This is a genomic window from Burkholderia guangdongensis (assembly GCF_013403875.1).
Taxonomy (GTDB): domain Bacteria; phylum Pseudomonadota; class Gammaproteobacteria; order Burkholderiales; family Burkholderiaceae; genus Burkholderia; species Burkholderia guangdongensis.
Map to the genome: position 1 here is coordinate 21,787 of NZ_JACBNX010000009.1, position 19,296 is coordinate 41,082.

The window sequence follows — 19,296 nt, forward strand, 5'->3', positions numbered from 1 at the left end:
AGTTTATTGGCCTGGCGTCGTGGTCATGGCAGCACGGATCAGCGGCATCGAGCCCGTGACGACGGACTGCTGCGCGAACTGCTGGTGCGCTTCGAGATATTGATCGAGGCTGGCGTCGCGGATGATGTTCACATCCTGCGGCGACTGCGTGGCCGCGACGCGCTGCAGGCCGCCCGGCTGCGCGCCGGCCGACGCGATCTGCGTCGAGCCCGTCGACGCGACCTGCATCTGCGGCACGACGATCCACGTGAGCGTCGCGGCCGCCGCGGCCACCGCGAACGCCGGCACGACCTTGCGGCGCAGCGCGTTCAGCCGGCTCGCGACCGGATGCGACGCCGGCGCGAGCAGATGCGGCTCCGCCTCGAGCTGCACGGACACGCGCGTCATGAACGACGCGCTGAACGCGGGCGACAGCGTGAGCTCGTCCGAGCGCAGCGCGTCGCCGATCACGTGGTATTGGGCCCACGCCGCGCGATCCGCGCGGCCGAGCTCAGCCAGAAATTGCCCGTGATCGCCGTCGAACGCCTCGCCGTCGACCAGTGCGGAAAGGCGCTCGCCACGCGAGCTTGCCTGCGACTGCGGAGACTGCAGATTGACCGACCCCATGATGCTCCCCATCTTCGTACCCCGTCGTGAATCACGACTCTATCTTGACTAGACCCCATCCGGCCCGCGCCGCCCGCGGCGCTTACTCCGACTACCAGCGCCGCCCTTCGGGCGTGTCGAGTAGCGGACGCAACTTTGCCGCGATTGCCTCGCGCGCCCGGAAAATCCGCGAGCGGACCGTCCCGATCGGGCAGCCCATCATTTCCGCGATTTCCTCGTAGCTCAGCCCCTCGATCTCGCGCAGCGTGATCGCCGTGCGCAGTTCCTCGGGTAAAACGGCCATTGCAGCGTTGACCGTTTCGGCAATCTGCTTGCTCATCAACATCGACTCGGGCGTGTTGATATCCCTTAGTTGGTCTGCGTCGGAGAAAGTTTCAGCCTCTTCCGCGTCCGCTTCGGTCGAGGTCGGCGCGCGGCGGCCCTGCGTCGCAAGGTAGTTCTTCGCCGTATTCACGGCAATCCGGTACAACCACGTGTAGAACGCGGACTCGCCGCGGAACTGCGGCAGCGCGCGATACGCCTTGATGAACGCGTCCTGGGCCACGTCCTCGACCTCCGCGGGGTCCCGCACGAGGCGCGAGATCAGCCGGATGATCTTGCGGTGGTATTTGGAGACCAGGAGTTCGAACGCCGCCTTGTCGCCTTTCTGTACGCGTTCGACCAGAACCTGATCGATTTCTTTTTCACTCACCTGACAAATCCGTTAACTAGGGATACAACGCGGAACGCTATTGTAGCGCCCGCCCCCCTGGTCCCGGGTTACGATCCGTAACCGCCCCTTCACCGTCGACTGCCGTCGGCTGCCGTCACGCGCCGCGCGCGAGCACGGACAGCGCGCGAAACGCCGCCGCGTCGAGCGCGTCCGCCGGGATCAGCAGCCGCACCGGGCGCCGCCCGCGCGCGCCGACCGACAGCACGAGCAGCAGACTGCTCCAGTGTACGCAGCCCGTCACGCCGCCGTGCGCGAGCATCCGGCCCGCGCGGCCGAATGCCGCAATCTGCCCGGACGCGTCGACGCGCAACTCGGCCGGCATCCGCCGCGCGCATGCGCGCGACGCGGCGGCCGCCAGCAGCAGCGCCGCCGCGATCGCGCCACCCGCGCCCGGCACGACGCCGGCACGCGGCGCAACGAACAGGTGGACCGCGCACGCGGCCGCGACGACGAAAACGGCGAGCGCCAAGCAAAGCGCGGCCGACGCGCGCAGCGTGAATCGCTGCGTGCGCGCGGCCGCGACGTCGAGAGGACTCGTCAAGCGATCCTGCTTCAGGCGCGCTTGAAGACCAGCGTGCCGTTAGTCCCGCCAAAGCCGAAATTGTTCTTCACGGCTACGTCGATCTTCATATCCCGTGCGGTATTCGCGCAGTAGTCGAGATCGCACTCGGGATCCTGATTGAAGATGTTGATCGTCGGCGGCGACACCTGGTTGTGCAGCGCCAGCACCGTGAACACCGATTCGAGGCCGCCGGCGCCGCCCAGCAGGTGGCCCGTCATCGACTTCGTCGAGTTCACGACGATCTTGCCCGCATGGCCGCCGAACGCGGCCTTGATCGCGTCGGTTTCGTTCTTGTCGCCGAGCGGCGTCGACGTGCCGTGCGCGTTCAGGTACTGCACCTGGTCCGCGTTGATGCCGGCGTCGCGCAGCGCGTTCGCCATGCAGCGGCGCGGGCCGTCCATGTTCGGCGCGGTCATGTGGTACGCGTCGCCGCTCATCCCGAAGCCCGCGACTTCCGCGTAGATCTTCGCGCCGCGCGCCTTCGCCGCCTCGTATTCCTCGAGCACCATCACGCCGGCGCCCTCGCCGAGCACGAAGCCGTCGCGGTCCTTGTCCCACGGGCGCGACGCGGTGGCCGGATCGTCGTTGCGCGTCGACAGCGCGCGCGCGGCCGCGAAGCCGCCGATGCCGAGCGGCGACACGGTCGACTCGGCGCCGCCCGCGATCATCACGTCCGCGTCGCCCGCCTGGATCAGGCGCGCGGCGAGGCCGATGCTGTGCAGGCCGGTCGTGCAGGCCGTGACCGCGGCGAGGTTCGGGCCTTTCAGGCCGAAAATGATGCTCAGGTGGCCGGAGATCATGTTGATGATCGAGCCCGGCACGAAGAACGGCGAGATCCGGCGCGGGCCGCGATCGATGTAGGTCTGGTGCGTATCCTCGATCATCGGCAACCCGCCGATGCCGGAGCCGACCATCACGCCGATCCGCTCGGCGTTCTCGTCGGTCACCTCGAGGCCGCTGTCCTTCATCGCCTGCATGCCGGCGGCGATGCCGTAATGGATGAAGGTATCCATCTGGCGGGCGTCCTTCGCCGAGATGTAGTCCTCGACGTTGAAGCCCTTGACCTCGCCGGCGAAGTGCACGGCCAGGTTCGAATGGTCGAACTTCGTAACGGTGGCGATTCCGGACTGGCCGGCGACGAGATTGGCCCAGCCGTCGGCAAGATTATTGCCGACGGGCGAAATCAGCCCCATGCCAGTAACGACAACACGACGGCGGCTCACGGTAACCTCTTTTCCTTTGGATGACAAAAACAAAAGCCACAGCGGCCGCAGGAACCAGCCCTGCGAGCCCTGCGGCTGTTGACCCGTCCGGCGCGAACGCCGACAGGATGGCGCGCCAAGCGCAGCCTACGCGGCAACGGCCGAGCGCGCTTACGCCTTGACGTTCGCGCGGGCGTAGTCGATCGCCTGCTGAACCGTCGTGATCTTCTCCGCTTCTTCGTCCGGAATTTCCATGCCGAACTCGTCTTCGAGGGCCATCACCAGCTCGACCGTATCGAGCGAGTCGGCGCCCAGGTCGTTCACGAACGAGGCTTCGTTCTTGATCTCGCCTTCGGCGACGCCCAGTTGCTCGGCGACGATCTTTTTGACGCGTTGTTCGATGTTGTCCATTACCCCTCCGAGGGAAAGTTCGAGTTCAAATTTACAAGTGCGCGCATTTTATCAGGGTTTGGAGCCGCTCAAAACGCACGTTGGCCTGACGGTCAGTCAAGCGCCGGCACCCTTTCGCGCAGTGCACGGCGCGGATGGTAAACGAAATTCGTTACGACATGTACATGCCGCCGTTCACGTGCAGCGTCGTGCCCGTGATATAGCCGGCCTGCGGCGACGCGAGGAACGCGACCGCGTGCGCGATATCCTCCGGGCTGCCGAGGCGGCCGAGCGGGATCTGCGTCTTCAGCGCGGTCTGCTGGTCTTCGGGCAGGCCCTTCGTCATGTCGGTGTCGATGAAGCCCGGCGCGACGCAGTTGACGGTGATCCCGCGGCTGCCGATCTCGCGCGCGAGCGCGCGCGTCATGCCCGCGACGCCGGCCTTCGCGGCCGCGTAGTTCGCCTGCCCCGGGTTGCCGGCCGAGCCGACCACCGACGTGATGTTGATGATGCGGCCGCCGCGCGCCTTCATCATCGGGCGCAGCACCGCGCGCGACAGGCGGAACACCGACTTGAGGTTCGTGTCGATCACCGCGTCCCAGTCCTCGTCCTTCATCCGCATCGCGAGCTGGTCCTGCGTGATGCCCGCGTTGTTCACGAGCACGTTCAGGCCACCGAACTCCTTCACGGTCGCGTCGATCAGCGCCTCGGCCGCCGTCGCGTCGTTCACGTTCAGCACCGCGCCGCGGCCCGTCGCGCCCGCTTCCGCGAACGCCGCGGTGATCGCGGCAGCGCCCGCTTCGCTCGTCGCGGTGCCGATCACCGTCGCGCCCCGGCGCGCGAGCTCGAGCGCGATCGCCCGGCCGATGCCGCGCGACGCGCCGGTCACGATCGCAACCTGTTTGTCGAGAATCTTTTCCATGAAATGTCCGTCTGTCTGGGAATGCGCCGCCTCATGCGCGTGCGCATGTGTGCGCATGTGTGTGATTAAGCGGCGACGAGCTTGAGCGCTTCGTCGAGCGACGCCGGATCGAACACCGACGCGCCCGTGAGGCTGCCGTCGATGCGCTTCGTCAGGCCCGCGAGCACCTTGCCCGGCCCGCATTCGATCACGTGCGTGACGCCCGTGCCGGCGATGTGCTGCACGCACTCGACCCAGCGCACCGGGCCCGCGGCCTGACGCACGAGCGCGTCCTTGATCGCGGCCGCATCGCTCACCACCGCGACGTCGATGTTGTTCACGACCGGAATCGCCGGCGCCTTCACGTCGACGTTCGCGAGATAGTCGCGCAGTTGATCGGACGCCGGCTTCAGCAGCGACGAGTGGAACGGCGCCGACACCGGCAGCGGCAGCGCGCGCTTCGCGCCCTTCGCTTTCGCGATCTCGCACGCCTTCTCGACGGCCGCCTTACTGCCCGCGATCACGACCTGCGCGGGCGCGTTGAAATTCACCGCCTCGACGACGCCCGCTTCCGTGGCTGCGGCGGCCTCCACGCACACCGCGCGGACCGTGTCGTCGTCGAGCCCGAGGATCGCGGCCATCCCGCCCTGACCGACCGGCACCGCGGTCTGCATCGCCTGCGCGCGAAAGCGCACGAGCGGCACCGCGTCGCGGAACGCGAGCGCGCCAGCCGCGACGAGCGCCGTGTATTCGCCGAGGCTGTGGCCCGCGACGATCGACGGCGCCGGGCCGCCCGCCTGCTGCCACGCGCGATAGCACGCGTACGCGGCCGTCAGCATCACCGGCTGGGTATTCGTCGTCAGATTCAGCTCTTCGGCCGGGCCTTCGGCGATCAGCTTGCCGAGATCCTGGTTCAGCGCGTCGGACGCTTCCTGCAGGGTTTCGCGCACGACGGCCAGATCGGCGAACGCGTTCAGCATGCCGACCGACTGGGAGCCCTGCCCAGGAAACACGAATGCAAATTTCATATCGTCCCCAATTGAAGATTCGGACGGCGCGCGCGAACGGCGCGCCGGATGGGAGCACGCGCGGCAGTCGCGCTCGCGGATCAGTAGCGGAAGACCGATGCGCCCCAGGTGAAGCCGCCGCCGACGCCTTCGATCAGCACGTGCTGGCCGCGCTGGATGCGGCCGTCGCGCACCGCGACGTCGAGCGCGAGCGGGATCGACGCGGCGGACGTGTTGCCGTGCTCGCCGACCGTCATCACCATGCGCTCCTGCGGCAGCCCGAGCTTCTTGCACGTGCTCGTCATGATGCGGATGTTCGCCTGGTGCGGGATCAGCCAGTCGACCTGCTCGGGCGCGAGGCCCGCCTTCGCGAGCGCTTCGACCGCGACTTTCTCGAGCACGTTGACCGCGAGCTTGAACACGGCCTGGCCGTCCATCTGCAGGAACGCGCTGCCGGCGACCACGCCGGCGTTCACGTTGCCCGGCGTGCAGAGGATGTGCGAGTAGCTGCCGTCCGCGTGCAGCGCGCTGCCGAGCACGCCCGGCTCTTCCGACGCGGACAGGATCACCGCGCCCGCGCCGTCACCGAACAGCACGCAGGTCGTGCGGTCCTTGAAGTCGAGGATGCGGGAGAACGTCTCCGCGCCGATCACGAGCGCGGTGCGGTGCTGGCCGCCGCGGATGAAGCTGTCGGCCATCGCCACCGCGTACGCGAAGCCGGAACAGACGGCCTGCACGTCGAACGCCGCGCCGCCGTTCTTGATGCCGAGCTTGCTCTGCACCAGGCACGCGGTGCTCGGGAACACGAAATCGGGGGTCGACGTCGCGACGATGATCAGGTCGATCGACTGCGGATCGATGTCGGCCGCGGCGATCGCGCGCTGCGCGGCTTCGTGGGCGAGGTCGCTCGTCGTGACGTCGGGCGCCGCGAAGTGGCGCGCATGGATGCCGGTGCGCGCGACGATCCACTCGTCGCTCGTCTCGACACCGTCCTTCGCGAGACGATCGGCCAGTTGCTGGTTCGTGACGCGGTCGGGCGGCAGGTAGCTGCCCGTGCCGAGCACGCGGGAATAGAGAGTCGATTGGGCCATTTATGCTTTAGAGGATAGCGCACCTGAGGGCTCGGCGGGCTGGCCGGCGGCCGGGCTCGCCTGCCCCGCTCCGCCCGCGTCGTGCCCGTCTCCGAGCGGCGCCGCGTTGTCCGCCATCGCACGGGCGAGGCGCTCCAGCACGCCGTTTTTGACGGCATCATACCCGCGTTTGATCGCCCACTCAAACGCGTACGCGTCGGCCGAGCCGTGGCTCTTGATCACGAGGCCCTTGAGCCCGAGCAGCGCCGCGCCATTGTACTGGCGGTGGTCGACGCGCTTCTTGAAGCGCAGCAGCACCGGCAGCGCGAGAAACGCCATCAGCTTCGACATCAGCGAACGGCCGAACTCCTCGCGGATGATGTTCGACAGCATCTGCGCGAGCCCTTCGGACGTCTTCAGCGCGACGTTGCCGACGAAGCCGTCGCAGACGATCACGTCGACGGTGCCCTTGTAGATGTCGTCGCCCTCGACGTTGCCGCGGAAATTGAGCGTGCTCGCGCGCAGCAGCTCGCCCGCGCGCTTGATCGTGTCGTTGCCCTTGATGACCTCTTCGCCGATGTTGAGCAGGCCGATCGTCGGCCGCTCCTTGCCCTCGAGCGCCGCGACGAGCGCGTGGCCCATCTCCGCGAACTGCAGCAGGTGCTGCGGCTCGCAATCGACGTTCGCGCCGAGGTCGAGCATCATCGTGTAGCCGACCGGGTTCGGCAGCGCGAACGCGATCGCCGGCCGCTCGATGCCGGGCAGCGTCTTCAGCACGTAGCGGGACACGGCCATCAGCGCGCCGGTGTTGCCGGCGGAGATGCAGGCCTGGGCCTGGCCGTCCTTCACCTGATTGAGGGCGACGCGCATCGAAGAATCCTTCTTCTTGCGCAGCGCCACTTCGACGGGGTCGTCCATCGCCACGACCTCGGTGGCGGGCACGATGATCAGCGCCGATTCGTCGAGCGCCTTGCACTTCTTCAGCTGCGCGCGGATCGCGTCTTCGATGCCGACGAGCATCAACTGCGCATCGGGATGCGCGCGGACGAACTTGACTGCCGCGGGAACGGTCACGGACGGGCCGTGGTCGCCTCCCATGCAATCGATTGTGAGCTTTACGGTCATGGAATGCGACGAATTTCAGGCACAAAAAAGCGGCAGTTGAATGCCGCCTTTTCGTTGAGCCAGGAAAGTGTCAAGCGAACCGGTTGTCACGCGGCGAGCCATCTGGCAACGCAGACGCAGCACGCGTGACGAGACGCTTAGTCGTTCTTCGTCTTGACGACTTTCTTGCCGCGATAGTAGCCGTTCGGGCTGATGTGGTGACGCAGGTGCACTTCACCCGTGCTCGGCTCGACCGCGATCGGTGCTGCCGACAGGAAATCGTGCGAACGGTGATTGCCGCGCTTCGACGGCGACTTCTTGTTTTGCTGAACTGCCATGACTCACTCCTAAAAATTTTCCGGATTCTAACACAGCCCGATCCGGCGCTTAACTACCCTGGCCCACGGCCGTTACGCCTTCCCGCGCCTGCTCACTCAGTGTTGCTTGCCGCCGTCCTCGTCCTTCTTCAGCGCTTCGAGCGCCGCGAACGGGTTCGGCTGTTTGCCTTCGCCTTCGGCTTCGCCGGACTCGTCGTCCGGCTCGGCCTCGGCGCCACTCGCGCCCGACACGAGACTTTCATGAACCGCCGGGCAAACCTCGTGTTTCGGCACGAGCGGCAGCGAAAGCAGCAATTCCTCTTCGATCAAGTCGATCAGATCGAACTGGCGGGAGCCCACGATCACATCGGCTTCATCGTCGTCGAGCGGAAATTCTTCAGCTTCTTCTTCGGATGCGACGATCCGGTACGTCATATCGACGTCGAACGCCTGTTCGTACGGCGTGAGGCAGCGCTGGCACTCGAGCCACGCATGCCCGTGCAGCGCGAGGCGCAGATACGGCTGCGGCCCGTCGGCGCCGTCGTCCTGCAGCTCGTTCTGCGAAAACCCTTCCGCCTGCCACGTGAACACCGTGTCGCGGTCTGGCGCGTCCGCCGGCACTTCGTTTAACATGCGCGGCAGTTGCGACAGCCGCACCGCCCCGGCCGCCTGGCGCGCGCTCCGCGCGAACTCGAACAGGTCGACCGCGTGCGGATCGAGCGACACCGCAGGCTTGCCAGAAGAGGTATTCATGTGCGCTCCTGCGTGTTTCGCGTGTTGTGACCTGACCCGACAGGCGCCGCTTTCCGTCCGCGCTTTCCATCCGGAACGGGCCTGCCGATGAAAAGCGGAAGAATATAGCTGTTTTATCTTTTCCAGTCAAGCACTTAACCTTGCGCCCGCGCGGCGCCGACGATCCACCCCCGCAACCGATGATGCCGGACACCCTCTCCAGCCCGCCGCGGCTGATTCTCGCCTCCAGTTCCCGTTACCGGCGCGCGCTGCTCGAGCGGCTGTGCGTGCCGTTCGACGTCATGTCGCCCGACGTCGACGAAACCCCGCTGCCCGGCGAAACGCCGGCCGCGACCGCGCTGCGCCTCGCGGTCGCGAAAGCGCGCGCGGTCGCCGAAACCACTGAATCCGCCGAAACCGCCGACGCGCCGCGCGGCGTGCTCGTGATCGGCTCCGACCAGGTCGCGACGTTCGACGGGCTGCAGATCGGCAAGCCCGGCACGCACGAGAACGCGCTCGCCCAGCTCGTCGCAATGCAGGGGCGCGAGGTCGAGTTCCACAGCGCGCTCTGCCTGTACGACGACCGCACCGGCGACACGCAGACCGACGACGTCGTCACGCGCGTGCGCTTTCGCACGCTGCCCGAGGCCGAGCTCGACGCGTACCTGCGCGCCGAGACGCCGTACGACGTCGCCGGCAGCGCGAAATCCGAGGGGCTCGGCATCGCGCTGCTCGACACGATCGATTCCGACGATCCGACCGCGCTCGTCGGCCTGCCGCTGATCGCGCTGACGCGGATGCTGCGCGCCGCCGGCTTCCCGCTGTTCGCCGCCCACGGAGGCCGCGCATGACGACCGGCACGCTCTATCTGGTCCCGAACACGCTCGGCGACGGCGACGACGCGATGCTCGCGGCGGTGCTGCCCGCCGCGGTGCAGGCGCGCGCGGGCACGCTCGGCTATTACGTCGGCGAGAACGCGAAATCGACGCGCGCGTTCCTGAAGAAGATCGGCACGACGCGGCCGATCCAGGAGATCGAGATCCGCGAGCTGAACGTGAACACGCCGGCCGCCGAGATCGACCGGCTGCTCACGCCGATCGTCGCCGGCCAGGACGCGGGGCTCGTGTCCGAGGCGGGCTGCCCGGCCGTCGCCGATCCGGGCGCGCTGCTGGTGCGGCGCGCGCACGAGCGCGGCGTGAAGGTCGTGCCGCTCGTCGGGCCGAGCTCGATCCTGCTCGCGCTGATGGCGTCGGGCCTGAACGGCCAGAGTTTCGCGTTCCACGGCTACCTGCCGGTCGATCCGGCCGAGCGCGCGAAACGCCTGCGCGAGCTCGAGCAGCAGTCGCGCAAGGCCCGCCAGACGCAGATCTTCATCGAAACGCCATACCGCAATCAGGCGATGCTCGACACGCTCGTCGCGACCTGTGCGCCGTCGACGCTGATCTGCGTCGCGGCCGACCTGACGCTCGCGACCGAGACGATCGCGAGCCGCGCGGTCTCGGCATGGAAAAAGGCGCCCGCGCCGAATCTGCACAAGCGCCCGGCGATCTTCCTGATGCTCGCGAACTGAGCGCCGGTGACGCGTCGGGCGAACGCCCGGCGCGCGGCATTACCGCCACTACCGCCACTACCGCAACTGCATCTGCGTGCCGAACGCGAGCGCCTTCATCGCGGCGCTGCCGACGGCCGCGCCGAAGCGGCGCGCGACGCGGCTGGACAGGCTCTCCTTGACCGTGTAGTCGACGACGTCGGGGGCCTTCAGCACGTCGCGCGCGACCGTATCGGTCGTGCCGAAACCGTCCGCGAGCCCGAGCTCGACGCTCTTCTCGCCGGTCCAGAAGAGGCCCGAGAACATGTCGGGCGTCTCGTGCAGCCGCGCGCCGCGGCCGTCCTTCACGGCCTTGACGAACTGCGCGTGGATCTCGTCGAGCATCTCCTGCGCATGAGCGTCCATCTTCGGCGTTTCCGGCGAGAACGGATCGTAAAAGCCCTTGTTCTCGCCCGACGTGTGCAGCCGCCGCTCGACGCCGAGCTTGCTCATCAGCCCGGTGAAGCCGAAACCGTCCATCAGCACGCCGATCGAGCCGACGATGCTCGCCTTGTCGACGTAGATCTTGTCGGCCGCCGACGCGATGTAATAGCCGCCCGACGCGCACATGTCGGTCACGACCACGTACAGCGGTTTCGTCGGATATTTGTGGCGCAGGCGCCGGATCTCGTCGTAGACGATGCCCGCCTGCACCGGGCTGCCGCCCGGGCTGTTGATCCGCAGCACGACGCCGACCGTGCCGCTGTCGTCGAACGCGTCGTCGAGCGCGGACATGATGTCCTCCGCGTTCGCGATGGTGCCGGCCGCGATCTCGCCGTCGATCGACACGAGCGCGGTATGGCGGCCGCCCGTCGACAGTTTCGCGTCGCCGGACGTGTTGATCAGCCCGACCGCGAGCAGCAGCAGCGCGACGAGGAACGCGAAGCGGAAGAAGATCCGCCAGCGCCGCGCGGCGCGCTGCTCGTTGATCGCGGCGAGCGCGATCCGCTCGAGCACCGCGCGCTCCCAGTTCGGCTCGCGGCCGTCCGGGCGGGAAGAGGAAACGGGGGAATTCGGTTGATCGGCCATCTGGGGTTCCGTCAGTCGGTCGTCGCGGGACGCAGGTCCGGGTCGGGCAGCCAGAAGACCGCGCGGCCGTCCGGCGTATCCCGCTCGTCGACCTCGACGGGCCGCAGCCGGGCGCCACGGCACGGGCCGCCGACGCATTTGCCGGTATCGGGCGCGTACATCGCGCCATGCGTCGCGCACATCAAGTATAAGCCGGACGACTCGAAGAATTGCCCCTCGACCCAGTCCAGCTCCATCGGCACGTGCGCGCAGCGGTTCAGGTAGCCGTACACGCGGCCTTCGTAGCGCACGAAGAACACGACGACGGCCTCGCCGCGCAACGTCGCGTCGACGCGTACGGCCATGCCGCCGTCCGCGAGCGCGTCCGACGCGCAGACGCGCACCGCGCCGGCGGCGCCGATTGCGCCATTCGCGTCGCCGCCGGCCACCGGATTGCCGCCCGCGCTCATGCGTGCTCGCGCAGCCAGGCGGCGAGCGCCGGCACGTCGTTCGCGACGAAACGCGGCTCGAGCGCCGCGAGCGCATCGGCAGCATGCGCGCCGTACGCGACGCCGATCCCCGCCGCGCCCGCGCTCGCGGCCATCTGCAAGTCGTGCGTCGTGTCGCCGATCATCACGGTGCGCACCAGATCCTGCCCCAGTTCGCGGGACAACTCGTGCAACATGGCCGGATGCGGCTTCGAGAACGTCTCGTCCGCGCAGCGCGTCGCATCGAACAGGCTCATGAGCCGGGTCTGGTCGAGCACGCGGTTCAGGCCGACCCGGCTCTTGCCGGTCGCGATCGCGAGCAGATAGCCGGTGTCGCGCAGCTCCGCGAGCAGCTCGCGCACGCCGGCGAACAGCTCGATGCGCTGGTCGTCGAGCAGATAGTGAAAGCGGTAGCGCTCCGCGAGGCGCGGATAGTCGGACGGATCGAGGGTCGGCGCCGTGACCTGCAGCGCGTCGCGCAGGCCGAGCCCGATCACGTAGCGTGCGGCCTCGTCGGACGGCCTCGGCAAGCCGAGATCGTGACACGCGGCCTGGATGCTGTGCGCGATGTGCGCGGTCGAATCCATCAGCGTGCCGTCCCAGTCGAAGACGATGAGGTCGAATTGTTGTCGGGCCATGCGAATCAGGCGGTGTCGCGCAATGCGCTCAGTTGATCGAGAAAACGCCGGCAGTCGTCCGGCAGCGGGGCGTCGAACTGCAGCGGCTCGCCCGTGAGCGGATGCGCGAGCCGCAGCCGGTACGCGTGCAGAAACATCCGTTTCAGCGACGGCTGCGCGTTCGCGCGCGCGAGCGCCTTGTTCAGCGCGAAATCGCCGTACTTGGCGTCGCCGGCGATCGGCAGGCCGAGATGGGCGAGGTGCACACGAATCTGATGGGTCCGACCCGTTTTAAGTTCCGCTTCGACCAGCGTGTACTCCGGCCAGCGCTCGACGAGATTGAACACCGTATGCGACGGCAGCCCGTCGTCCTGCACGCGCACGCGGCGCTCCCCTTCCGGGGTCGTGTACTTGAACAGCGGCACCTTCACGACGCGGCGGCTGCCCCAGTCCGCGAGCCAGTCGCCGTGCACGCACGCGAAATAGCGCTTGTCCATCCGGTTCTCGCGGATCTGCTCGTGCAGCCCGACCAGCGCCGTGCGCTTCTTCGCGAGCATCAGGATCCCGGATGTCTCGCGGTCGAGCCGGTGCACGAGTTCGAGGAATTTCGCGCGCGGGCGCGCCTGCCGCATCTGCTCGATCACGCCGAACGCGACGCCGCTGCCGCCGTGCACCGCGACGCCGGCCGGCTTGTCGATCACGAGCATCGCGTCGTCTTCGAAAAGTACGTCGAAATGCGCGGCCGGCACGATCGGCGTGTCGGCGCGCGCGAGGTCGGCCGCGGCGACGCGCACCGGCGGCACGCGCACGATGTCGCCGAGCACGAGCCGGTACTGCGCATCGACCCGGCCCTTGTTCACGCGGACTTCGCCGCTGCGCAGGATCCGGTAGATATGGCTTTTCGGCACGCCTTTGCAGACGCGCAGCAGGAAGTTGTCGATCCGCTGACCGGCGGCGCCTTCGTCGATTTCGAGCATCGAGACCTGGCCGCTTTCAACTGTTTTTCGGGATGTTTTGCCTAACTCATTCATACTGAATATAATTTTGCCCAGCTCTGCGCGGACGGGTGGCCCAACGGCCGGCTCCGCGCGGACTGCACGGGGCGCAAGCACAATGGATCATTTTACTTGCTTGTGCCGGGGGCGCGCTGCTCGTCCCCTGATAAAGAGAAGCAGCGAGTTGCACGCACGGCGTCGGCTGCCGGCAGGGATCGCGCCCGCAGGCGGATTCGGTCGGCAAGGCGCCGCGGTAACGGAAGATTGGTCGAAAAGAATTTAATTGGCAGCCCGGCGGCGCGCGATGCGCAACCCGCAGGCGCTGCCGGTTGCGAAAATTACGGCGTGCGCCCGAAAGGTTCCGCGAAGGTGCGGAATCCGGCGACGTCAAACAAGGAAGAACACCCCAGGCGGGAAAGTCGGGCTGGATTCGATACTCCCCGCTGCGGCCCAGCCGCAGCATCTGCCGCCACGCGGCGCCGTGCACGACAGTCGTGCGCCGCGCCCCCGGCAGTGCCCGGCCGCAGGCTTAGCGCGCGTCTGATCGCGCGCGGAGTGTGGACGCCGTGCTTTGAAGCCGTGTTCGCAGGTGCCCTGGGCGCCGGCCCCGTCGTTCGGGCCGAAGCGCCTCTTCAGGCAATTCTCCCCGCCATCGCTCCCGCTCCAGCGTGCTTGTGACAACACAACAAGGCGCGGCCTGCCGGCGTGCGCGTCCTTGCGGCCACAACCGCGAGGCGCGAAGCCGGAGAGCCGCCTGGAGTCGTTCATGAAACGAATGCTGTTCAACGCGACGCAGCAGGAAGAATTGCGCGTCGCCATCGTCGATGGGCAGAAGCTCATCGACATCGACATCGAGACCGCCGGACGCGAACAGCGCAAAGGCAACATCTACAAGGGCATCGTCACCCGCATCGAACCCTCCCTCGAAGCCTGCTTCGTCAACTACGGCGAGGATCGCCACGGCTTCCTCCCGTTCAAGGAAGTCGCCCGCCAGTACTTCAAGGAAGGCATCGACATGCGCTCCGCGCGCATCCAGGATGCGCTGCGCGAAGGCCAGGAGCTGATCGTCCAGGTCGAGAAGGAGGAGCGCGGCAACAAGGGCGCGGCGCTGACGACGTTCATCTCGCTCGCCGGCCGCTATCTGGTGCTGATGCCGAACAACCCGCGCGGCGGCGGCGTGTCGCGCCGGATCGAGGGCGACGAGCGCCAGGAACTGCGCGAGACGATGGCGCAGCTCGAAATCCCCGAAGGGATGAGCATGATCGCCCGCACCGCGGGCATCGGCCGCAGCGCCGAGGAACTGCAGTGGGACCTGAACTACCTGCTGCAGCTCTGGCGCGCGATCGAGGCGGCCTCGAGCGGCCGCCCGGGCGAGCCGATGCTGATCTATCTGGAATCGAGCCTCGTGATCCGCGCGATCCGGGACTATTTCCAGCCGGACATCGGTGAAATCCTGATCGACACGACCGAGATCTACGATCAGGCGCACGCGTTCATGGACATCGTGATGCCGGACAACGTCGCGAAGGTGAAGCGCTACCACGACGACGTGCCCCTCTTCTCCCGCTTCCAGATCGAGCACCAGATCGAGACCGCGTACTCGCGCACGGTGCCGCTGCCGTCCGGCGGCGCGATCGTGATCGACCACACCGAGGCGCTCGTCGCGATCGACGTGAACTCGGCGCGCGCGACGAAGGGCGCGGACATCGAGGAAACGGCGACCCGCACGAACCTCGAGGCGGCCGACGAAGTCGCGCGCCAGTTGCGTCTGCGCGACCTGGGCGGCCTGATCGTGATCGATTTCATCGACATGGAATCGGCGAAGAGCCAGCGCGAGGTCGAGCAGCGCCTGAAGGACGCGCTGAAGCACGACCGCGCGCGCGTGCAGATGGGCAAGATCTCGCGCTTCGGGCTGATGGAGCTGTCGCGCCAGCGGCTGCGCCCGGCGCTGTCCGAGGGCAGCCACGTGACCTGCCCGCGCTGCAACGGCACCGGCCACATCCGCGACACCGAATCGTCCGCGCTGCAGGTGCTGCGGATCATTCAGGAAGAGGCGATGAAGGAGAACACCGCGGCGATCCATTGCCAGGTGCCGGTCGAGGTGACCGCCTTCCTGCTCAACGAAAAGCGTCAGGAAATCAACAAGATCGAGTCGCGCTTCAAGGTCGGCGTCGTGCTGATCCCGAACAAGCACCTCGAAACGCCGCATTACAAGCTCGAGCGCCTGCGTCACGACGACGCGCGCCTCGACGATCCGCGCGCGTCGTGGAAGATGGCCGAGGAAGCGGCTCGCGAAATGGAGTCGGAAACCGGCTACAGCAAGCGCACCGCCGAAGTGAAGCCGAAGCAGGAAGCCGCGGTCAAGGGCATCACGCCCGAGCGCCCGGCTCCGAGCGCGGCCTCGCAGCGCCCGGTCGAGCCGGCGCCCGCGCCCGCCCCGGTGGTGGCAGCGCCCGCGCCGGCGAGCGGCGGCTTCGTCGGCTGGCTGAAGGGCCTGTTCGGCATGCAGCCGGCCCCCGCGCCGGTCGCGCCGGCGCCCGAGGTGAAGGAACCGGCCGCACGCCCGGCCCAGCGCACCGAGAAGACCGAGCGCACCGAGCGCGGCGGCGATCGCAACCGCAATCGTCGCGGCGGTGGCGCCCAGCCGGCGCAAGGTGGCCGCGAGCAGGCCGCCGCAGGCCGCGGGCAGCCGCAGCAGCAGCGTCCGGAGCGCGAAGGCAAGGAGCCGCGTGAAGCGCGTGAGGGTCAGGGTCGTGAGGGTCGCGGTACTCGCGAACCGCGCGAGGCGCGCGAGGTGCGTGAAGGCCGCGACGCACGCGAAGGCCGCGAGCCGCGTGAAGCACGCGAATCGCGTGAGGGCCGCGAAGCACGTGAACCGCGTGAAAGCCGCGAAGCCCGCGAGCCGCGCGAAGCACGTGAACCGCGTGAGAGCCGCGAGCCGCGCGAGCGTGTCGAGCAGCCGGAAGGCGTCGACGCCGCCAACCGTGGCGAACGCGCGGAGCGCGGTGAGCGCCGTGAGCGCGGCGAGCGCCGCAAGCCGGTCCAGCATGCGGCAACGCTCGAAACCGTCAATCGCGGCGAGAGCGCCGCACACGCAGAAGCCGCCGACGAGCAGCCGACCGCCCTGCCCGGCGCCGAACTGACCGCCGATGCGGAAGCCAGCGCGCGCGAAGGCGAGGAGCGTCGCCGTCGCCGTCGCGGCCGTCGCGGTGGCCGCCGCGAGCGTGACGAAGAAGGCGCAATGCTCACGCACGCAGCGGAACACGGCGAAGGTGACGCAGCGGAAGCGGCCGGCGAGCCGGTCGAACAGGCCGGCACCGACATCGCGCACGCCGAAGTCGCGCCGCACGTCGCTGCGCCGGTCGCCGCCGCAGCCGTTGCTGTGGCGGGTGCCGTCGCGGTCGAAGCCGCGCATGCCGAAACGGCCGCGTCCGCCGAAGCGGCATCGCCCGCTCCGGTCGAGGCAGAGGTGCAGCAGCAGGCACCGGTGCACGTCGAACCGGCCGCGCCCGCCGAAGTCGTGGCTGAAGCACCGGCGGAATCCGTCGCCGATGCCGCCGTCGAAGCGCCGGCCGCTCCGGTCGAGACGCCGGTCGTCGCGCAAGCGCACGTTGCCGAAACGCACGTTGCCGAAACGCAGGTCGTTGAAACGCAGGCCACTGAAGCGCCCGTCGCACACGCGCCCGCCGCCGAAGCCCCGCCGGTATTCGTCGAAGCCGCGCCTGCGCCTGTGGCAGTGGAAACGGCACCGGTCGCCGCGGCCGAGCCGGCCCACGCGGAAGCGGCCGTCGTCGAGACGCACGCGCAGCCGGCCGTCGCCGCGCCCGCCGGTGCGAATCTCGAAACGGTGCTCGAGCAGGCTGGCCTCGTCTGGGTGAACACGGACGCCGACAAGCTCCGCGCCGCCCAGGACGCCGCCGCCCACCTCCCGCGGACGGCCCGTGTGCCGCGCGAGCGCAAGCCGCTGCCGCCGGCCGACACGACGCCGATGCAGCAGGTCGAAACGGCGCATCACTGATCGCGTCGTCGTCGCCCCCCGAAAAAGCCCGCGCCGTCAAAAGCGCGGGCTTTTTCACGTCAGCGCGGGTTTCGCCCATCGGTCCGCGTGGCCGCTTATGGCTAGAATAGAGGTCTGGCTCGTACTTCTTCGATCATGTCCCGACGCATCATCCCCCTCGCCGACGTCAGCGCGGTTCCCGACGTCTCCGGCGACACGCACGTGCCCGACGGCGCGCTGCGCGACACGCTCGCGCGGCCGCTGCGCGACCTGCGCATTTCGGTGACGGATCGCTGCAACTTCCGCTGCGTGTACTGCATGCCGCGCGCGGTGTTCGACAAGGACTATCCGTTCCTGCCGCACAGCGCGCTGCTGACGTTCGAGGAAATCGAGCGAATCGCGCAGCTGTTCGTCGCGCACGGCGTCGAGAAGATCCGCATCACCGGCGGCGAGCCGCTGCTGCGCAAGAATCTCGAATTCCTGATCGAGCGCCTCGCGCGGCTCACCACGCATGCCGGCCGCCCGCTCGACCTGACGCTGACGTCGAACGGCTCGCTGCTCGCGCGCAAGGCGCGCGCGCTGAAGGACGCCGGCCTGTCGCGCGTGACGGTCAGCCTCGACGCGCTCGACGACACGCTCTTCAGACGGATGAACGACGCCGACTTCGCGAGCGCCGACGTGCTCGACGGGATCTTCGCCGCGCAGGCGGCGGGCCTCGAGCCGGTCAAGGTCAACATGGTCGTCAAGCGCGGCACGAACGACGGCGAGATCCTGCCGATGGCGCGGCGTTTCCGCGGCACCGGCGTCGTGCTGCGCTTCATCGAATACATGGACGTCGGCACGTCGAACGGCTGGAACATGACCGAAGTGCTGCCGTCCGCCGACGTCGTCGCGCGTGTCGCCGAGCACTTCCCGCTCGTGCCGCTCGAGCCCCACAGCGCGGCCGAAACCGCGCAGCGCTGGGGCTACGCGGACGGCGCCGGCGAGATTGGCGTGATCTCGAGCGTCACGCGCGCGTTCTGCGGCGACTGCACGCGCGCGCGGCTGTCGACCGAGGGCAAGCTGTATCTGTGCCTGTTCGCGTCGGGCGGGCACGATCTGCGCGCGCTCGTGCGCGGCGGCGCGAGCGACGCCGAGATCACGACCGCGATCGCGCGGATCTGGCAGCGCCGCACCGACCGCTACTCGCAACTGCGCGGCAGCGCGTCGGCCGACGCGAGCGTGCAACCCGCGGGCAAGCGCGTCGAAATGTCGTACATCGGCGGCTGAGCGCCCGTCCGCCGCGCCCGATGGCTGCCCGCCCCCTGCCCGCGATCACGGGCCTCGTGCTCGCGGGCGGCCGCGCCACGCGGATGGACGGCGCCGACAAGGGGCTGCAGATGCTGGACGATGCGCCGCTCGCGCTGCACGTGCTGCGCCGCCTCGCGCCGCAGGTCGACGAGATCGTGATCAGCGCGAACCGCCATCCGGACCGTTACGCGGCACTCGGCGCGCCGTTCGGCGCGCGCATCGTCGCGGACGCGACGCCCGACTTCCCCGGGCCGCTCGCGGGCCTGCTCGCCGGGCTGCGCGTCGCGCGCGCGCCGCTCGTCGCGTGCGCGCCGTGCGATTCGCCGTTCCTGCCCGACGATCTCGTCGCGCGGCTGCATGCGGCGCTCGACGCGCAACACGCCGACGTCGCGATGGCGATCACCGTCGACGCGCGGCGCAACCGCTCGCCGCAACCGACGTTCGCGCTCGTGCGAACGTCGCTCGCCGACGATCTCGCCGCGCGCCTCGCGGCCGGTGAGCGCAAGGTGCGCGCGTGGTACGCACGCCACAAGACGGCCGAAGTCGAGTTTCACGACGAGCGTGCGTTTTACAATGCCAACTCTTGGCAGGAACTCGCCGCACTGGCCCGTCGCTGACGGCCCCGACGCAGTTCCCGCGCGCCGCTCGCCGCCTGCGACGCCGCGCAGCACGCGCCGCCTCCCGCATGCCGGCTCCGAACCCGATACGCC

The 19,296-nt window shown here is 68.6% G+C and carries 20 protein-coding genes; 5 read left to right on the top strand and 15 right to left on the bottom strand.

Features of this window, described 5'->3' with window-relative positions; all coding sequences use genetic code 11:
* Nucleotides 1-3: 3 nt before the first annotated feature.
* From HZI36_RS10215 to HZI36_RS10265, 11 genes are all read right to left on the bottom strand, one after another.
* Nucleotides 4-606, bottom strand: a complete 603-nt coding sequence (locus tag HZI36_RS10215; protein ID WP_179402535.1) for a sigma-E factor negative regulatory protein — start codon at nt 604-606, stop codon at nt 4-6.
* Nucleotides 607-697: 91 nt separating this feature from the next.
* Nucleotides 698-1,297 carry an RNA polymerase sigma factor RpoE gene (gene rpoE, locus HZI36_RS10220; protein WP_179402536.1) on the bottom strand — a complete coding sequence of 200 codons (600 nt, stop codon included), beginning with the start codon at nt 1,295-1,297 and terminating at the stop codon, nt 698-700.
* Between the two features lie 115 nt (nt 1,298-1,412).
* Entirely contained in the window at nt 1,413-1,859 is a 447-nt protein-coding gene (locus HZI36_RS10225; RefSeq protein ID WP_179402537.1) for a protein YgfX, read from the bottom strand.
* Nucleotides 1,860-1,870: 11 nt separating this feature from the next.
* On the bottom strand, nt 1,871-3,103 hold the full coding sequence (fabF, locus tag HZI36_RS10230; RefSeq protein WP_179402538.1) for a beta-ketoacyl-ACP synthase II: 1,233 nt from the start codon (nt 3,101-3,103) through the stop codon (nt 1,871-1,873).
* 150 nt (nt 3,104-3,253) lie between these two features.
* Nucleotides 3,254-3,493 carry an acyl carrier protein gene (gene acpP, locus HZI36_RS10235; protein WP_012735022.1) on the bottom strand — a complete coding sequence of 80 codons (240 nt, stop codon included), beginning with the start codon at nt 3,491-3,493 and terminating at the stop codon, nt 3,254-3,256.
* A gap of 151 nt (nt 3,494-3,644) precedes the next feature.
* A complete protein-coding gene (gene fabG / locus HZI36_RS10240) occupies nt 3,645-4,394 on the bottom strand; it encodes a 3-oxoacyl-ACP reductase FabG (protein ID WP_179402539.1) in 750 nt (249 codons plus the stop codon).
* Between the two features lie 65 nt (nt 4,395-4,459).
* Nucleotides 4,460-5,401 (bottom strand): ACP S-malonyltransferase, encoded by a 942-nt coding sequence (fabD, locus tag HZI36_RS10245; RefSeq protein WP_179402540.1) that lies wholly within the window; start codon nt 5,399-5,401, stop codon nt 4,460-4,462.
* An 80-nt stretch (nt 5,402-5,481) separates the two neighbouring features.
* The gene (locus HZI36_RS10250) at nt 5,482-6,471 is read right to left on the bottom strand and encodes a beta-ketoacyl-ACP synthase III (RefSeq protein WP_179402541.1); all 990 of its coding nucleotides are present in this window, start codon (nt 6,469-6,471) and stop codon (nt 5,482-5,484) included.
* Nucleotides 6,472-7,575 (bottom strand): phosphate acyltransferase PlsX, encoded by a 1,104-nt coding sequence (gene plsX, locus HZI36_RS10255; protein WP_179402542.1) that lies wholly within the window; start codon nt 7,573-7,575, stop codon nt 6,472-6,474.
* 137 nt (nt 7,576-7,712) lie between these two features.
* On the bottom strand, nt 7,713-7,892 hold the full coding sequence (gene rpmF, locus HZI36_RS10260) for a 50S ribosomal protein L32 (RefSeq protein WP_179402543.1): 180 nt from the start codon (nt 7,890-7,892) through the stop codon (nt 7,713-7,715).
* Between the two features lie 96 nt (nt 7,893-7,988).
* Nucleotides 7,989-8,624, bottom strand: coding sequence for a YceD family protein (locus HZI36_RS10265; protein ID WP_179402544.1), 636 nt, complete (start codon nt 8,622-8,624; stop codon nt 7,989-7,991).
* 182 nt (nt 8,625-8,806) lie between these two features.
* Here HZI36_RS10265 and HZI36_RS10270 point away from each other — a divergent pair, with 182 nt between their 5' ends.
* Together HZI36_RS10270 and HZI36_RS10275 are read left to right on the top strand one after the other, a co-directional pair.
* A complete protein-coding gene (locus HZI36_RS10270) occupies nt 8,807-9,454 on the top strand; it encodes a Maf-like protein (protein WP_179402713.1) in 648 nt (215 codons plus the stop codon).
* Nucleotides 9,451-10,173: an SAM-dependent methyltransferase gene (locus HZI36_RS10275; protein WP_179402545.1), complete on the top strand. Its 723-nt coding sequence runs from the start codon at nt 9,451-9,453 to the stop codon at nt 10,171-10,173. The genes HZI36_RS10270 and HZI36_RS10275 overlap by 4 nt, the downstream gene beginning before the upstream one ends.
* A gap of 57 nt (nt 10,174-10,230) precedes the next feature.
* On the opposite strand, the gene HZI36_RS10280 is transcribed toward HZI36_RS10275, so the two are convergent.
* Genes HZI36_RS10280 through HZI36_RS10295 form a run of 4 tightly spaced genes read right to left on the bottom strand, consistent with a single transcriptional unit; the run spans nt 10,231 to nt 13,335 of the window.
* Nucleotides 10,231-11,220, bottom strand: a complete 990-nt coding sequence (locus HZI36_RS10280; protein WP_179402546.1) for a S49 family peptidase — start codon at nt 11,218-11,220, stop codon at nt 10,231-10,233.
* A gap of 11 nt (nt 11,221-11,231) precedes the next feature.
* A complete protein-coding gene (locus HZI36_RS10285) occupies nt 11,232-11,669 on the bottom strand; it encodes a Rieske (2Fe-2S) protein (protein WP_281376266.1) in 438 nt (145 codons plus the stop codon).
* Nucleotides 11,666-12,325, bottom strand: coding sequence for an HAD-IA family hydrolase (locus HZI36_RS10290; RefSeq protein ID WP_179402547.1), 660 nt, complete (start codon nt 12,323-12,325; stop codon nt 11,666-11,668). Before HZI36_RS10290 ends, HZI36_RS10285 begins: the two co-directional genes overlap by 4 nt.
* Nucleotides 12,326-12,330: 5 nt before the next feature.
* Nucleotides 12,331-13,335: an RluA family pseudouridine synthase gene (locus HZI36_RS10295; protein ID WP_179402548.1), complete on the bottom strand. Its 1,005-nt coding sequence runs from the start codon at nt 13,333-13,335 to the stop codon at nt 12,331-12,333.
* A gap of 730 nt (nt 13,336-14,065) precedes the next feature.
* On the opposite strand from HZI36_RS10295, the gene HZI36_RS10300 reads away from it, so the two are divergent.
* From HZI36_RS10300 to mobA, 3 genes are all read left to right on the top strand, one after another.
* Nucleotides 14,066-17,317, top strand: coding sequence for an Rne/Rng family ribonuclease (locus HZI36_RS10300; protein ID WP_179402549.1), 3,252 nt, complete (start codon nt 14,066-14,068; stop codon nt 17,315-17,317).
* A 135-nt stretch (nt 17,318-17,452) separates the two neighbouring features.
* Nucleotides 17,453-18,565: a GTP 3',8-cyclase MoaA gene (gene moaA, locus HZI36_RS10305; protein WP_179402550.1), complete on the top strand. Its 1,113-nt coding sequence runs from the start codon at nt 17,453-17,455 to the stop codon at nt 18,563-18,565.
* Between the two features lie 20 nt (nt 18,566-18,585).
* A complete protein-coding gene (gene mobA / locus HZI36_RS10310) occupies nt 18,586-19,203 on the top strand; it encodes a molybdenum cofactor guanylyltransferase MobA (protein ID WP_179402551.1) in 618 nt (205 codons plus the stop codon).
* The last annotated feature ends 93 nt before the right edge of the window (nt 19,204-19,296 follow it).

Coding starts and splice junctions, on each gene's coding strand:
- HZI36_RS10215 (WP_179402535.1), bottom strand. CDS start 606: ATGGGGTCGGTCAATCTGCAGTCTCCGCAGTCGCAGGCAAGCTCGCGT.
- acpP (WP_012735022.1), bottom strand. CDS start 3,493: ATGGACAACATCGAACAACGCGTCAAAAAGATCGTCGCCGAGCAACTG.
- fabG (WP_179402539.1), bottom strand. CDS start 4,394: ATGGAAAAGATTCTCGACAAACAGGTTGCGATCGTGACCGGCGCGTCG.
- fabD (WP_179402540.1), bottom strand. CDS start 5,401: ATGAAATTTGCATTCGTGTTTCCTGGGCAGGGCTCCCAGTCGGTCGGC.
- HZI36_RS10250 (WP_179402541.1), bottom strand. CDS start 6,471: ATGGCCCAATCGACTCTCTATTCCCGCGTGCTCGGCACGGGCAGCTAC.
- plsX (WP_179402542.1), bottom strand. CDS start 7,575: ATGACCGTAAAGCTCACAATCGATTGCATGGGAGGCGACCACGGCCCG.
- rpmF (WP_179402543.1), bottom strand. CDS start 7,892: ATGGCAGTTCAGCAAAACAAGAAGTCGCCGTCGAAGCGCGGCAATCAC.
- HZI36_RS10265 (WP_179402544.1), bottom strand. CDS start 8,624: ATGAATACCTCTTCTGGCAAGCCTGCGGTGTCGCTCGATCCGCACGCG.
- HZI36_RS10270 (WP_179402713.1), top strand. CDS start 8,807: ATGCCGGACACCCTCTCCAGCCCGCCGCGGCTGATTCTCGCCTCCAGT.
- HZI36_RS10275 (WP_179402545.1), top strand. CDS start 9,451: ATGACGACCGGCACGCTCTATCTGGTCCCGAACACGCTCGGCGACGGC.
- HZI36_RS10280 (WP_179402546.1), bottom strand. CDS start 11,220: ATGGCCGATCAACCGAATTCCCCCGTTTCCTCTTCCCGCCCGGACGGC.
- HZI36_RS10285 (WP_281376266.1), bottom strand. CDS start 11,669: ATGAGCGCGGGCGGCAATCCGGTGGCCGGCGGCGACGCGAATGGCGCA.
- HZI36_RS10290 (WP_179402547.1), bottom strand. CDS start 12,325: ATGGCCCGACAACAATTCGACCTCATCGTCTTCGACTGGGACGGCACG.
- HZI36_RS10295 (WP_179402548.1), bottom strand. CDS start 13,335: ATGAATGAGTTAGGCAAAACATCCCGAAAAACAGTTGAAAGCGGCCAG.
- HZI36_RS10300 (WP_179402549.1), top strand. CDS start 14,066: ATGAAACGAATGCTGTTCAACGCGACGCAGCAGGAAGAATTGCGCGTC.
- moaA (WP_179402550.1), top strand. CDS start 17,453: ATGTCCCGACGCATCATCCCCCTCGCCGACGTCAGCGCGGTTCCCGAC.
- mobA (WP_179402551.1), top strand. CDS start 18,586: ATGGCTGCCCGCCCCCTGCCCGCGATCACGGGCCTCGTGCTCGCGGGC.